Origin of the sequence: Hanamia caeni, assembly GCF_003721595.1 — a bacterium.
Classification (GTDB): Bacteria; Bacteroidota; Bacteroidia; order Chitinophagales; family Chitinophagaceae; genus Ginsengibacter; species Ginsengibacter caeni.
This window is the reverse complement of sequence record NZ_RJJR01000012.1, coordinates 89766-104943: the sequence shown is the minus strand read 5'-3', so window position 1 is coordinate 104943 and position 15178 is coordinate 89766. Positions and strand designations below refer to the sequence as shown.

Annotated in this window: 9 protein-coding genes; all 9 read right to left on the bottom strand. The window is 38.3% G+C overall.

The window, feature by feature from the left end:
• Positions 1 to 42 precede the first annotated feature (42 nt).
• The 9 genes from EFY79_RS14320 to EFY79_RS14280 all read right to left on the bottom strand — a co-directional run bounded on the left by EFY79_RS14320 (position 43) and on the right by EFY79_RS14280 (position 15176).
• A complete protein-coding gene (locus EFY79_RS14320) occupies positions 43 to 1107 on the bottom strand; it encodes a Gfo/Idh/MocA family protein (RefSeq protein WP_123121404.1) in 1065 nt (354 codons plus the stop codon).
• A 173-nt stretch (positions 1108 to 1280) separates the two neighbouring features.
• Positions 1281 to 2129, bottom strand: coding sequence for an amidohydrolase family protein (locus EFY79_RS14315; protein WP_123121515.1), 849 nt, complete (start codon positions 2127 to 2129; stop codon positions 1281 to 1283).
• Between the two features lie 15 nt (positions 2130 to 2144).
• Complete coding sequence (locus EFY79_RS14310) at positions 2145 to 3317, bottom strand: CaiB/BaiF CoA transferase family protein (protein ID WP_123121403.1); 1173 nt, start codon at positions 3315 to 3317, stop codon at positions 2145 to 2147.
• Complete coding sequence (locus tag EFY79_RS14305) at positions 3314 to 4468, bottom strand: CaiB/BaiF CoA transferase family protein (RefSeq protein ID WP_123121402.1); 1155 nt, start codon at positions 4466 to 4468, stop codon at positions 3314 to 3316. The genes EFY79_RS14310 and EFY79_RS14305 overlap by 4 nt, the downstream gene beginning before the upstream one ends.
• A 10-nt stretch (positions 4469 to 4478) precedes the next feature.
• Complete coding sequence (locus tag EFY79_RS14300) at positions 4479 to 5630, bottom strand: extracellular solute-binding protein (RefSeq protein WP_123121401.1); 1152 nt, start codon at positions 5628 to 5630, stop codon at positions 4479 to 4481.
• Positions 5631 to 5931: 301 nt separating this feature from the next.
• Positions 5932 to 9219, bottom strand: coding sequence for a glycoside hydrolase family 2 TIM barrel-domain containing protein (locus EFY79_RS14295; protein ID WP_123121400.1), 3288 nt, complete (start codon positions 9217 to 9219; stop codon positions 5932 to 5934).
• A 114-nt stretch (positions 9220 to 9333) separates the two neighbouring features.
• Positions 9334 to 11352, bottom strand: a complete 2019-nt coding sequence (locus tag EFY79_RS14290) for an aceric acid hydrolase (RefSeq protein WP_123121399.1) — start codon at positions 11350 to 11352, stop codon at positions 9334 to 9336.
• A gap of 1 nt (position 11353) precedes the next feature.
• Positions 11354 to 13567, bottom strand: a complete 2214-nt coding sequence (locus EFY79_RS14285) for an alpha-L-rhamnosidase-related protein (protein WP_123121514.1) — start codon at positions 13565 to 13567, stop codon at positions 11354 to 11356.
• Positions 13568 to 13577: 10 nt separating this feature from the next.
• Positions 13578 to 15176 carry a sodium:solute symporter family transporter gene (locus tag EFY79_RS14280; protein WP_123121398.1) on the bottom strand — a complete coding sequence of 533 codons (1599 nt, stop codon included), beginning with the start codon at positions 15174 to 15176 and terminating at the stop codon, positions 13578 to 13580.
• Between the last annotated feature and the right edge of the window lie 2 nt (positions 15177 to 15178).

Genomic DNA, 15178 nt, shown 5'->3' with positions numbered 1-15178 from the left:
GCAACAGTTTTTTTGCTGCCAACGTTTTTAATAAAATTGATACTAAACATTTACAACAATACCTCCGGCATCGCTTGATAAGTAAGCGCTTTCTACCACAGCCATTGTTTTTATTACGTCTTCGACACTTGTTGTTAGTATATCTGATGAACCTTCTTTAAACCGCATGAGGTTGCTCATCGAACCAATAAATGCTTCCGGAAACCACGAGCCTTCAATCTTTTTTGTTTTCCAAACCGGTTTTTTGTTTTCTTCCAATAAACAATATTCAAACTTATCCGGAAGGCCGTTTGGATAATCCATCAATAGTCCCATTTTAGCTTTTATTGCGCCCTTTGTGCCTTCCCATTTTATAAAACTTTCTTCGTTTGTTGGTCCAAACACATGATCATGATTGGTGTTGATAACACCACGTATCGTATTTCCATAATCCATTAAAATAGTGGAACGGGTCGATGGTAACGTCTTTTCCGGATGCTGCAAAGTTTTGGCCATTACACTTTTGGGATCACCGAAAAATGAACGGATCAAATCAATGTAATGAATGCTATGGTATTGAATTTCCAGGCGCGGCCTATCAAATACAAAAGGAAACAGATGCCATGGGGTATTGACAGTAACGCGGATTTCCATATCATACAATTCGCCGATAAAACCGCCATCAATGAGATATCTTGCGGCATTTACAAATGGCGCAAATCGCAACTGGCAATTAATCGCGGCAACTAATTTTTTTCGACGGCAAACAGCTAATATTTCTTCACTTTGCTGATAATAATCACCCATCGGTTTCTGCATTAATACCGCGCTGCCGTCAGGCAATTGTTCCAATGATTCAACAAAATTTTCCGGAACAATTGTTATGTCATAAACAGCATTTTCAGGCGCCGCCGCTACTGCATCTGCAATTGAGTCGTACACATTTGGAATGTCCCATTTCACTGCTAACTTTTCTGCTTTTTCTTTCGTACGATTTGTAATTCCCAACACCTGGAAACCAGCTTTTTTATACGCTGGCAAATGAGCATCACCCACAATTCCTCCAGCTCCGATGATGATGATCGGCATTGAAGTTTCGGGCAACTGCGGTTTATAAGGTATCTTCATTATGAATTTAAATCGTCATTGTTTATTCAGAAAAATGAACCAATTTCATTATTCCTTTTAATCAAAAAATAAGAATTCGTGTTATTTGTTTATTTACTATAAGTCCCCAAATTCTTTTAGGAAACAATTGCAAATTTTTTATGTGATCGTTAAGAAATTTAATTTGCATCCAATCATAAATTATAAAATTGCAGGGCGTTTCTATAAAATAATTTTTCCTTTCCTTCATCATTCAATAAAGAATTAATTATTTGTTTATAAGTACTCCATATCTTGACGTAGTTCTCTTTCAACAGCGACACAGGCCAATTGCCGCCGCACATACATCTATCTTCTCCAAAAACTTCCAACGCAAAAGAAATGTGCGGTTTTACATAATCAGAATTCCATTTTTCCAAATCCGTTGGCAACTTCCCAAGCCCTGAAATCTTTGCATAAAAGTTTCTGTGTTTCGCCGCTTGTTTCATTAGCGCGCTCCATTCATCAAATTCTTTTTTTGAAGCATCCGGTGGGCGATTGAGATGATCAAAAATCACTTTCAATTCCGGAACTCTATTCGCGACAGTCAATGCCGTTTTAATGTGTTCGGCTGTAATGCCAACAACATCATAAGGCAAATCATGATCGGCTAATATGTGTAAACTTTTTATCACATCATCCTGCAAAAGCCACTTCGCATCCGGCTCGTCATGTATTAAATGGCGAACGCCTTTAAAATACTTATTTGCCAAATATTTTTCTTTTAATGCCTTTTCAGTTGCAGCAGGATCTGTCAATGGTACCCACCCTACTACCCCTGCAATCCAATCGGTTTTCCCGGCTACCTGAAGCATCCAGTCAGTGTCTTCAAAATTATTAGCAGCCTGCACTAACACACCTCCTGTAATTCCCGCCGCTACACGATCGTGTTCCAAACCTGCGATATCATAATTACGATGAAGTATAGACGTATCATTTTTTAACCAATCATAACTGGCATGTTCAAAATTCCAGACATGTATATGAGTATCTATAATCCTCATAATCATATTCCTGATTTAAAAATTGTTCTCACTAATTTTTTTTCCGTTTATTAAAAATTGTTTGTCAATTTGTTCATTGTGCTCGCCCAATAGTGGCGCACCTTTTGACGAAGTTAAAAAATTTCCATCGACACGAATCGGGCAACGGGTAGTGGTAATCTGTAACCCGCTACTTGTTTTTACTGAAATATCCATGTTCAAAACTTTGTATCCTTCTTCGTTTATCAATTCGCTATAATTCATCACTCTGGCGCACCAAATATCGGCAGGTTCCAAAATAGAAATCCAGGTGCTGGTCGTTTCATTCACAAGCCAGTCTGCAAGAATTTTTTTTATTTCATCACGTTTTGAAAACCACACACTTTTATTTGTGTATTTTTTTAATTCAGCGCATCCGGTTAAACCACTCAATTCCACAATATCAGCCATTGCCAAAGCAAGATAATTATCTTTCGTTTTAAAAATTCCGTACGGAGCTGCGATATAAGCATGAGCATTATTCACCGCACTTCGCACCGGAAGCTGGTTTTTATCATTATAAAAACAGGTGAGCACCTCAAACTGAAAATCAAGTATGCTTTCAAACATACTAACCTGCACCAAAGCGCCTTCACCGGTAATGGCGCGCTGATACAAAGTGGCGAGAATGCCCTGTGCAATATGAGCACCTGCAAGAATATCAACTACAGACACACCCATTGGCGTAGGCAGATCATTATTATTATTACTCAACCAGGTAAGCCCTGAAACAGACTGCAATAGGAGATCTTGTCCTGGCAGATATTTCCACTCTTCTTCATTTCCATAACCACTTACTTCGGCATAAACGATAGAAGGATTGATTGATGTAACGGTTTCATAATCCAATCCCAAACGTTCCATCACTCCAGGCCGGAAGTTGTGAAGCATGACATCCGCTTTGGCAATCAATAATTTAATTTTTTTAAGATCTTCTTCATTTTTCAGATCGGCTGCATAGCTTTCTTTATTTCGATTGATCGCATGAAAAATAGTTGATTCGCCTTCTATCATTACATCCGAAACATACAACTCACGGCATATATCACCAGATACAGGTTTCTCAATTTTAATAACCCGGGCTCCCATATCTGCCAAACGCAACCCGGCAGAGGGGCCCGACAAAAACTGGCTGAAATCAAGTACCATTATATCTTCCAATAAGTTCATATTGTGCTATTAAAAATCAATTCTTCCATTATTTTTTGATTATGTTCACCCAATCCCGGCGCAGGTTTTTCCATAAACAATCTTTTTCCATTTATGCGAATCGGGCAACGCGTTGTTGTAATTTTCTTTCCTTCTGAATTGGAAATTGTTTGCTCCATTTGCAACACTTTATATCCTTCAGTTTCCTGCATTTGTTTCCAATTCATAACCGCGGCGCTCCAAATTCCATCCACCTTTAATTTCCTGAGCCAATGGTCCGAACTTTTTGTAATTAAATGTTCGGACAGAATTTTTTTTATTTCATCTCTCTTGCTAAATGCATCTTGCTGTTGAAAATTTTTTAGCAGCGGTATTTCCAGACTGTTACTGATTCGCTCAATAGCGGCCATGGCAATTGCAATAAAACCATCAGCAGTTGCGTAGATTCCATAAGGCGCGCTTAATAAAGGATGCGCATTATTAGCCAGGCTTCTTTTTGGCAATACACCACTGCAATAAAATGTGGTAAGCAATTCAAATTGAAAATCGATCAGCGATTCCATAAGGCTTACTTCTATTAAAGCGCCAACACCTTTTTTTTGCCTGCGAATAAGCGCGGCTAAAATTCCCTGCACCAAATGCGCCCCACAAATAATATCTGCTATTGATATTCCAAAAGGAACGGGATTTTCACCGGCATTACCTGTGGTAAAAACAAGGCCAGACATGGATTGTAACAAAAGGTCTTGTCCGGGTTTATCTTTCCATGGACCTTTTTTTCCATAGCCGGTAATTTCTGCATAAATGATTTTAGGATGTATTGATTTGACCGCTTCATAACCCAACCCAAATTTCTCCATAATTCCAGGGCGAAAATTTTGGGTAATAACATCAGCTTTTTCAATCAATTTTTTTATCAAAGAAATATCACCAGGATCTTTGAGATCGGCAGCAAAGCTTTCTTTATTACGGTTAATGGTGTGAAACAATAAACTGCTGTTATCAACCCAAAGATCTTTGATGGGAAGCTGACGGCAGCCATCTCCATTTTTACGGTTTTCAATTTTAATAACGCGTGCACCCAAATCTGACAAACGCAACCCGGCTGAAGGGCCGGATAGATATTGACAGAATTCCAAAACGATTAAACCTTTTAAGGGAAGTTGGCTCATGATTTTACGATCAAATTATAGAGATACTTTTTTTATATAATTCATTCATTTTTTGTAAAACTTCGGAGGCATTTAAATTTCCTGCCAAATATTCCTGCAAAGGCTTTCCTGCATGGTCCTGGAAAAATAAATACCCGTTATACCTTGGCCTTACATAACCATTTTCCATTACAGGAAGTACATTTTTAAAAAAATTATTACAAAGGCAGTTTGCTTTTTCACTTATCCACGCAGCCTTATGTCCCGGCTGGCCACCGTGTTCCACATAAAAAGTTGCCTGGCATTTTGCAGATGTAATTTCTTTGGCAAACTGTAACGCATATTCCTGATACTGGCTGAAAGCCGAAACTGCTAATCCTGTTCCACCAATCGTGCCACGCAATTTTCCTGAGTTTTCATAAGTAACCAGGTTTGTATAAGTCAACATATTTTGTGCAAATCCCTGTCTTGAATAATTGCTGTAGCAATAAGCAAAAGGGCAATACCAATAGTCATCAGTTTTTGTCATCACTTCGGCAACAGCAATAGGATTATAGTCAAACATTTTTTTATCAACAATAGCATACAATTCTTTCATAGTTTCTAAAGCAGAGAGGCCGGTTGCGTCATCTATCACTTCTTCCCGTGTTAAAAAAGGAGGATTACCATTTGCTATGCAGAAAGTAAAAAAAATCATCAGCAGATCTATGGGAATGGCCGGTACTGCTACTTTTCCTTCCCTGGCCAACGTTATTACGTCCTTCCATGTAGTTGGTATTTCTCTTCCGTTTTTTTCAAAAAGATCAGCGCGGTAACTTGCAGCGGGCACTGCTGCATCTATAGCTAGTGCCCATTGATGGCCATTGTAATTATAACTTAAATGAGAGCCACCGACCGTGTTTTGCAACTGGTCGTCCAAATATTCTTTTGCAAGATATTGTTCTAATGGCAACACACATTCTGTCGCGGCCGCACAGCCAACCCACGGATGATCTATAATAAGAAGATCATATTTTTCAGCCAGCTTTTCCACAGGGAAATCTGCAAATTGTTGCAACGTTCTTTTCTCCCATTTCATTTCAATATCCGGATATAATTCTCCAGACCTTTGTGCATAGGCCATAAGCGGCGTAAAACCCCGGCTATGTGCCCACGTAATTCCTTTTAAAATAATTTTGCTCATCTGCAATCGCTATTCCTGTTATTTGCCTGAAGGTTTTTAAAATAAAAAATTACCTTAAAAGTTCGTTTACTGCATTTGGATGAAAAACAAATCCAAAAATTTCCCTGTAAATACGCTAACCTTTCCGGGCAATGAAATCAATTAATTTTTATACTTTTTAAATTCAACTTTTAAGAGCCGAATTATACCACACAATGATGAATAAAATTAATATTCAATCAACCCAAAAACCATGTCATGATTAACTAAAGAGATGGATTATCTGCCTATTTGTGTTTTCAAAATGTCTTTATAAAATATTTTAAAAACGGATCTTCTTGGCTATTTTTCCAGCCATAATTTTTTCAGCGGAATATGGGTTTATATAAAAACGGTAACTATAATTTTTTGACGGAATTTGATATTTTTTTAATGGTGCCCCAACATCGCTCCAGCTATCATTTCCTCCAACTCCCATTTGCTTCAAATCAATATTTAATGTAACGAATCCCGGGTCTTTCAGGTCTATCGTATGCTTTGCCTGGTTAATATTTTCTTCGGTATATCGCCATGCGCTCATGCTTAGTAAACTGTCCGCAACAATCAATAAGCCACTCTTTGAAGTCTCATTTTGCAAATTCATCCAACGAACATCTGTACGATTGCCATTCTCCTGGGGAACCACATACGGTTCGTCAAAACGGCTTATTGGCAAAGTGTAAACGCCCACATCAAATCCATAATTTTTATCAACATAATTTTCGTACAATCCCCGTCCATACCATTGTATGGTTGTATCATTATCGTTGATGCTACATTGCATACCCACTTTTGGAATGTTGGGCAAACTATCATTTGCTGATAAAGCGTAATCGACTTTAATCACGCCGTTTCCATTGATGTTATAAACAATTTTTACCTGGGCGGAATCTTTGATGATGTTATAATCACTTGTAATTGTAATAAGATGATTTCCTGTTTGCGATGCTTTCATATTTTCCAATAAGGGTCGCGCTTCATACCATTGTTTCAATTTTATTTGCGGCTTCCATCCACGCCTGTCATTATCGGTTAAAGGCCTCGTAAAGTGCGGCAATAACGGTTTTAAAATTTGATTGGCACCATCAACAACATAGGATGATAATGCGCCATTTTTTTTATCGAATCCAATTGAAAAATCTTTTCCCTTAATCACATAAGCCGAATCAATTTCACTCAACTGAATATCACTATTATCAGTTTTGTATAACAAATGCTTAGGTTCATTTAACGGCAACTGCACATCATCCAGATCATATCCTTTCTCGGCCCAGGGTCTATTTTCAGCGAGTTGAAAATGCAGTTCAATAAAATATTCGGAATACGGATCAAGCTTTGGAATATAAGATGACACATCTATCACTCTGTCTTTTCCGGCAGCAAGATCAATTCGGTTGATCTCTTTGTCCAAAATAATCTTTCCGTCTTTTTTTATAATAACATGCGGCACCAATTCATTTGCGTTCATCACTGCATAACGGTTCACCAGGCGGATCAATCCTTTCGTGCTATCTTTCCAATCTGCATCAATTCCCTGGAAAACTCTTTTGCATACATACATGCCTGACTTTGGCCGCCCATCCGCAGCCACCAGGCCTTTTATCGTAAAATTATCCGAATACTTCCCGCCAAAATCACCACCATAAGCATAATAAGTTCTTCCTAAACTATCTGTTTTTATCAACGCCTGGTCTTTAAATTCCCAGATACAACCTCCAATAACTCTTGGCAGCTTTCTCCATTCATCCCAAAATTCTTTTATGTTGCCAACACTGTTACCCATGGCATGATCATACTCACAAAAAAAGATTGGACGTTTATCACCATTCTTTTGATTAATCAGTAACGGCGCTGTATATAATCCAGGATACATGCGGCTCACCACATCAACATAATATTGATCAAGCGGATTTTGCAAACGATGCGAATGGTCAACGGGTTTTGGATAACGCGGATCATACGGATCAATGTAACCGGAGTCTTTCGGACTGCCCATTGCAGGCTCATAATGCACTGGTCTTGTAATATCAAAATCATGTATCCAACCCGCCATTGCGGCATGATTAGGACCGCGGCCTGCTTCATTTCCCAAACTCCAGAAAATAATGGAAGGATGATTTTTATCACGCAACGCCATTCGGGTGATGCGTTGCAGGTAAGCACCTGTCCATGCAGGATCATTGCTTAGCTTCCCTCCCAACCCATGCGTTTCGAGATTCGCTTCATCAATGGCCATAATGCCAAATTCATCGCACAGATCAAGAATATAAGGATCAGGTGGATAATGGCTAAACCGAATACAATTAAAATTAAATCGTTTGATAGTTCTGATATCCTGCAGCATTTCTTCCCTGCTCAACGCTTTACCATGTATTGGTGAATGGTCAGGATGGTTTACGCCATACAAATACGTGAGCCTTCCATTGATCAATAGTTTGCTGTTCACTTTTGAAAATTCAATGGAACGAAATCCAAGCTTGCAGGTTTTAACCTCAAGTATGTTACCAAGCGAATCTTCTAAAGTCAATGCCAGCGTATATAAATTCGGTTCTTCTGTGCTCCATTTTTTGGGATCATTAACTGTTGTTTGTAACAAACCAAACTTAACATTATCCAATCGTGGATAAATTTCATTGACAATAGAATCAACCGTTATTTTTAATGGAGGTGATAAAACCGCTTTTTTATTTTCATCATACAATTGTGCCTTTAAAATATACCCATGCGGGCGTTTGCCGGTGTAGTTGTCAATTCGGGGACGAAGGCTGAATATCCAGTTTTTATAATCTTTATCCGGTTTTGTTTTATAAAAAAAATCAGCAATGCGCAATTTAGGTTCAGCCATCAAATACACTTCACGGTGAATGCCGCTCAATCTCCATTGATCCTGGTCCTCCAAATAACTGCCATCACTCCAACGGATAACCCACACAGAAATGATGTTTTCCCCATCGTGCAAATAAGGAGTTATATTAAATTCAGAAGGTAAAAAACTATCTTCTGCATAGCCGGCAAACTTTCCATTGATCCATAATTTATATGCAGAACTTACGCCACCAAAATGCAGCGTAATATTCATATTCTTCCACGATGAAGGCATAACGAATGTACGCTGGTAACAACCTACACCGTTATAATCCTTAGGAATGTAAGGCGGATTAACCGGCCTGAAAGGATATATCGAACTTTTATAAATCGGCTTATCGTACCCTTGCAATTCCCAACTTGATGGAACGATAATTTTTTTCCAGCCATGTACGCGGCTTTTATAAAAATCTTTCGGCGCATCAGCAGGTTTTAAGGCAAATGAAAAATCCCATTCACCATTCAAATTCATGTATCGCGATGTTTTATCACGGTCGCATGTTAACGCATCATGTAAATTATCAAAAGAATAGGCTGTAGCTCTTGATTGATCCCGGTTTATTCCGCTCACAGATGGATCTTCATAAGGTTCACGGTTGTAAATAGTGGGTATAACAGGAATTGAAGCAGGAGTTCCATCAACTAGTTGGGCGGACGCATTAACATAGCATAATACCAAAATGATGAATAATAATTTCACTTTCATTCAATTTTAATTTTGTTTTTCTGGCCTTATTTCATGAAAGAATTTGATGTTTAGTTTAATCTATCTTATCAATTTTTACAGTAAACAAAGAAATAATACAAAAAATTAATTTGCCTATCTTATCAATGGCATCCAAACCGTCATGTCTGTTTTGCCCCTGTTTGCCCATGCGTAATAGGGAATCAATTTTATATTTACTGTTTTTGTTTTGTTGTCTATTTCATGATATAACTCGTCATTCCAGCTTGTATGTTCTATCAATTGCGCTTTTCCTTTCAAAGCCATTATATCACTGTTGTCAATCTTTTCAGGCTGAGGAGTAAATTTTATAGTAGCAGGAAGGGCTACATCAAAAACATTTTCATTTTTATCCAGGTCAGGAGATTCGAGACAATAGACAAGAGGCCCGCGTTTTACCGCTACCTGGTTGCGTGTGGCTTCCACCAATGGATTTGCTTCTATTAGTTTTGCAGGCATGTCCATTATCAATTCTATCTTATCACCGGCTTTCCATTTTCTATTTATTTGTTGATATTTACTTCCTTTCAAATTATTATAAACAATTTGTCCATTCACTTTAATAGTTGCTTTATTACACCAGCCGGGAATCCGGAGAAATATACTGAAAGTCTTTACAGGGACATGTTTCATCGTCATAAGAACATTTCCATTCCATGGATAACCAGTTTGTTGTTGCAATCTGATAACAGAGCCGTCTTCTAATTTTGCATTTAAATTATTACTGCTGTATAAATGCACATATAAACCTTCATCGCTCAGTCCGTACATATAACTGCTCACTTCCGCCATGGTGCGAACCGCATTTGGAGGGCAACAATTTGATAAGGCAATGTAAGGTTGTCGTCCGCCTTCCCAACGTAATTGATAAGGAAAATCCTTGGAGGAAGCCAGCGGATTTGTATAAAAATATTTTGTGCCACCCAAACTAATACCACTTAAAATACCATTGTATAACTCAAGCTCTACAATGTCGGCATACTTCGCATCTCCGGCAATAGTAAGCATTCTGTAATTCCATAAAAGATTGCCGACGTTGGCGCAGGTTTCATTATGTGCAGTCAGGTTGGGCAACTGGTATTCCATTCCATAAGCCTGGTGAATTTTTTGCACCGTATCAGGATTGTAGGAAGTTCCATTAACGGAAACGCCATCATATAAAGCGCCACAACCACCAGTGATATACATTTTATGATGAGTGACATCATCCCATAATTTATCGAGCGCTGTCAACAGGATTGGATCGCCATCTTCTGCATACATATCAGCAGCACCTGCAAATAAATAGTTTGCCCGTACCGCGTGCCCGTTCACATGGTCCATATCACGAAAAGGTTCACGGTCTGAATTATCATCTGTGCCTTCAACAGTTCCTCTTATATTAATCAGCTTTTCAGCAAGTTTTAAATATTTTTCATCATGAGTGGTTCTGTACAATTCTGTCAAGCCCATATAATGCGAAGGACAAATGGCATTGCGCGCCTGTTCCGGCGTAGCTTTATCGTAAAATCCAATTAAAAAATCTGCCGCCTTTATAGCAACGTTCAATAAAGAAGTTTTGCCTGTCGCACGGTAATGCACACACGCAGCCGTCATTAAATGGCCAAAGTTGTAAGCCTCAAAACTCAGCTTATCATCGAACATTTTTTTACTCCCCGTTTTCTTCTGTTCGATGATATTCTTTGTATAAATATATCCATCCGGGCGTTGTGCTTTAGCAATCAAAGCAATTGCATTGTCCATCATTGCATCCAGTTTTGGATCTTTTGTTTCAGCATACATTGCAGCAACAGCTTCCAGCGTTTTATAAAAATCTCCGTCACTGAAAAAAGGACCTTCGAAACTTCCTGTATCAATACCCGCGGCTATTTTAAAATTTTCAAATGAATGGCTGATATCAGCGCTTGTATAAACTTTCCATAAGTGCGGAATCATTGAATCTTTGCAGACTTGAAATCGTTCAGCCCAAAAACCATTGGTAAAATGTACCGCGTCCATCGGCAAACCGTAAAGCTTTATGTGTTTGCTGTTGTTGGTATTCACCAAATCAGTTTGTGCAAACGCAACAACATGTGCAAAGACAATTAAACAGCTTATCAATCCCTTTCGTACCATCTCAAAGCGTTTTATAGGTTATTGTATATTCAACATTAGGTTGAATGTTTATTTCATATAAATCATTATTCAACTTCTTTAATTTCATATGGTTTCCTTTAGGAACCGTTTTACTTTTTAAGCGCAACGTTCCTTCACCTTCACTTGCTTTTATCCTTATTGTTGTTTGATCGCATCGCAATCGAATATTGCCGTGCGGTGTTGGCACCGTTCCTTCCATCCATTTCAAACCACCTAAAGAAGGTTGAACATTATAGGTGGCGTAGCCTGGCGATGTCGGTGAAACTCCCAAATAATATTTTCCTAAAAGATAGATCGGACTTGCTCCCCACGCATGACAAAGGCTTTTACCGAATGCTCTTCCATACATTGCATAATTCTCTGCACCGTGTTTTGACGGATCATATTCTTCCCAAAATGATGTTGCGCCGAGCTTTAGCATGCCGCCCCAGTAATCTTTCATTTCTTTTAAGACAAGTTGCTGATCGCCCAAAGCGCACAAAGCTTCAAGCTCGTAAAAACGCATATAGGGTGTAGTGATCTTTTGAACACTGTTATTTAATAAAACACTGGTTTTTATTTCCTGTTCCTGTTTTGGGGTAAAGTAATTGAAGAAGATGCCGAACATATTTGCATAACGTGTTACATTCTGAGTTGCAACACCATTTATGCGGCTGTGTACCAATGCTTTTTTCTGATCGTTCCAATAATAATCAAACAGTTTTTGTTTTACATCCTTTGCAAGATTTGTATAAACGTTGACATCTTTTACATCGTTATTTATTTTTGCACAAAGCGCCATTGTCTCAAGGCTTCTGCAAAAAAGCATCTGTTCAAAACTCACTTCTCCTTTTTTGCTTAAGCCATTTGCCCAGTCAATAAATATCCAGTCTCCCGGCTGTCCTTCCATTAAACCATCTTTATTCCTTCGTGATAAACAAAAATCCATCAACGTTTTCATGCGCGGATAATTTTGTTTGATGAATGAAGTATCGCCGGAATACATGTAATAATCATAGATACTTAAGAACCAATAAAAAGTATAATCCATGATCGTATTGATGTGTGAGGTAACCGGGTCTTTTCCACGCAATGCATAGATGGTGCGTTTCACCGTTTCATTATCATTCATCAAATAATAATTCATCAGGTAGCTTTGGTAAGCATCGCCGCTCCAAACCCAGCGGTCTCGCTTAATGCCATCAATAAAAAATTCTCTTGTGTTTAAATGCAAAGTGTATTTGGCAACATCATAGATTTTGTTGATTAAAGTATCCGAACAACGGAAACTTCCTTTGTCTTTTATATCAGCATATTCATACAACATCGAAACAGAATCAACCGTAATACCATCTGAAGTTTCTAATTTTATATAACGAAATGCCTTCGATAAAGGAAGAATTGAATCTGTGTTCACTTCATGATCAAAATACAAACGATCTAAAGTAATAGCTTCTGAATCGCTGTTGGCTTCTTCTTTACTTTCACCATAAATAATATTGATCTTTCCTTTTCCTTTGATACCATGCAGATGTATGTAACCAAATGTTTCTTTACCAAAATCCATCAGGGAAGCATCGCCCTCTTTTGCAACTGATATGGGTGATTGTGGCCGCGTTGCCAATTTGAATTGCGATGGTAAAATATTTGGATCATTGAAATTGCCGCTGCCTGCTTTTACCCATTGTGTAGCAGATACATCAGATGTTTTCCCGGTTTCATCTATCCATTCTTTGTCTTCGTAAGTAAGGAGCCAGCTTGTATCCGACACGATAGTGCTGCCCTTTACAAATATTGCCGGCACTGTTGCCAGTGAATAAACTTTTATGTTGATTTTATGTTTTCCGGCAGGAACTGTTATGATTGATGGCGTGCCTTCAAACAACTTGCCATCCAGCTTTACATTGTATTTTCCTTCTGCATAAATATGAACTTCTTCAGGTTTTTGCAATGTGTAGGTTTTATGAAAATCCATCAATACAAAATGGTTATCCATTTTCCAGAATACAGGAAAAAAGCTACCACGATCCGTACGGCGGTTTTGCATCTGGTTGCTGAGCCATATTTCATAGTCTCCCGGATACCAGATCCATGTAGCTTTTGATTCCGGCTGTTCTGTAGCACTCTGCGCACGCACGTTTCCAAAAGATATAGTTAATAAAATAATTAATGCAGCTTGTTGTATTCTCTTTTTTGTTTTATGAAATGATTGCATTGAAAATAATTTAATGTCCATTGAAAATGATATACAAAGCCACCATAACAACTATTAATAAACTCCACCATATCCAAACTCTTGTAGTAGTTTTTGCCGCCAGTGCTGCACTTTTAAAATCGAACAAATTAGCAAGCAATAGGTTGGAATTTTTATCAACATAAGAAACCAAAAATGCTACCGCAGACAGAACTACAAAAATATAAAACGATAAAAGCAAAAAGTTTGGCCAAGCCGGATGTGTGGCCGCCGGAAACACCCATAAATAAAGGATGCCGACAAATATGCTAAAAATAGTTCCGTAAATTAAAATAGCATTTACAGCTTTTGCCGTCGTCTTTTTCCAAAGCACACCAAACAAAAACACCACGGACATTGGTGGAGCTAAAAAGCCAAGAACAGACTGGAATACATCGAAAAGATTCAAGCCTTTAATCGAATTAATTGCTAAAGCGATTAACACTGAAACAACAGCGCTCCAAACAGTTACCCATCTGCCAATCTTTATTATTTCTTTGTTCGTTGCTGCCGGTTTATATTTTTTTACAAAAATATCCATCGTAAAAACGGTACTGACGGAATTAAGAGAAGAGCCAATATTGCTCACCAGCGCAGCAATTAATACTACAATAATCAAACCTCTCATTCCTTCCGGAAAAAGATTTGTAACCATTACCAGGTATGCGCGATCAGGATTTTGTAAATGTGGAAATAAAATAAAACACAGAACTCCTGGTATAATGAATAAAGGCACATCTAATATTTTTAACCAGCCTATAAAGTTAGCCCCCAGTTGACCTTGTTCCAGATTTTTTGCGCCCAAAACTGATTGCACCATTGATTGCTCGGTACACCAAAACCAAACTCCCATTACCGGATAGCCCAAAAGAATAGCTGGCCATGGATAATTTTTATCATTAGAAGGAAGAAACAAGTTCCAGTAATTTGCCGGCACTTTATGATATAACGCACTTAATCCACCTACTTTTTCAATGCCAATAACGGTTAATGTAAGTGAAACGACTATCAACAATATCATCTGGAAAACATTGGTAATGGCGATAGCACGCAAACCACCCGATGCTGCAAAAAAAGTAGCGACCACTACCATTGCAATTACCGACTGCCACATGGGAACGTTTAATAATTGCTGCACTAAAATACCTCCTGCAAACAAACCCAGAGACAACCATGAAATCAATATCGTAATCAACGTGTACCAGGCCAACACATTCCGTGTTTTATCACCAAAACGTTTGCCCATAAATTCAGGCAAAGTCGAAACTTTTGCACCCAAATATTTGGGAGCAAAAACAACAGCCAACAATAGAATAAATACAAAAGCATACCAGGCAAAATTACCGGCAACAATACCGGTTGTATATCCAATACTCGCAGAAGCAATCAACATAGAGGGCCCCACATTTGTCCCCCACATATTTAAACCAATGCTGTACCACTTTAAAGAATGTTGCGCTAAAAATAAATTCTCATCCGGCTTTCTTTTTTTGATAAAGCTTACCCAATAGCCCAATCCAAACAATAGCAAAAGGTAAATACCCACCACTACGAAATCTATCGGTTTTAGAGAGTTATAAATAGAGTTCATAA

Bases quoted from the DNA above. Each gene is read 5' to 3' on its own strand.
- EFY79_RS14310 (WP_123121403.1), bottom strand. From the start codon at position 3,317: ATGAACTTATTGGAAGATATAATGGTACTTGATTTCAGCCAGTTTTTG.
- EFY79_RS14305 (WP_123121402.1), bottom strand. From the start codon at position 4,468: ATGAGCCAACTTCCCTTAAAAGGTTTAATCGTTTTGGAATTCTGTCAA.
- EFY79_RS14300 (WP_123121401.1), bottom strand. From the start codon at position 5,630: ATGAGCAAAATTATTTTAAAAGGAATTACGTGGGCACATAGCCGGGGT.
- EFY79_RS14320 (WP_123121404.1), bottom strand. From the start codon at position 1,107: ATGAAGATACCTTATAAACCGCAGTTGCCCGAAACTTCAATGCCGATC.
- EFY79_RS14280 (WP_123121398.1), bottom strand. From the start codon at position 15,176: ATGAACTCTATTTATAACTCTCTAAAACCGATAGATTTCGTAGTGGTG.
- EFY79_RS14315 (WP_123121515.1), bottom strand. From the start codon at position 2,129: ATGAGGATTATAGATACTCATATACATGTCTGGAATTTTGAACATGCC.
- EFY79_RS14290 (WP_123121399.1), bottom strand. From the start codon at position 11,352: ATGGTACGAAAGGGATTGATAAGCTGTTTAATTGTCTTTGCACATGTT.
- EFY79_RS14295 (WP_123121400.1), bottom strand. From the start codon at position 9,219: ATGAAAGTGAAATTATTATTCATCATTTTGGTATTATGCTATGTTAAT.
- EFY79_RS14285 (WP_123121514.1), bottom strand. From the start codon at position 13,567: ATGCAATCATTTCATAAAACAAAAAAGAGAATACAACAAGCTGCATTA.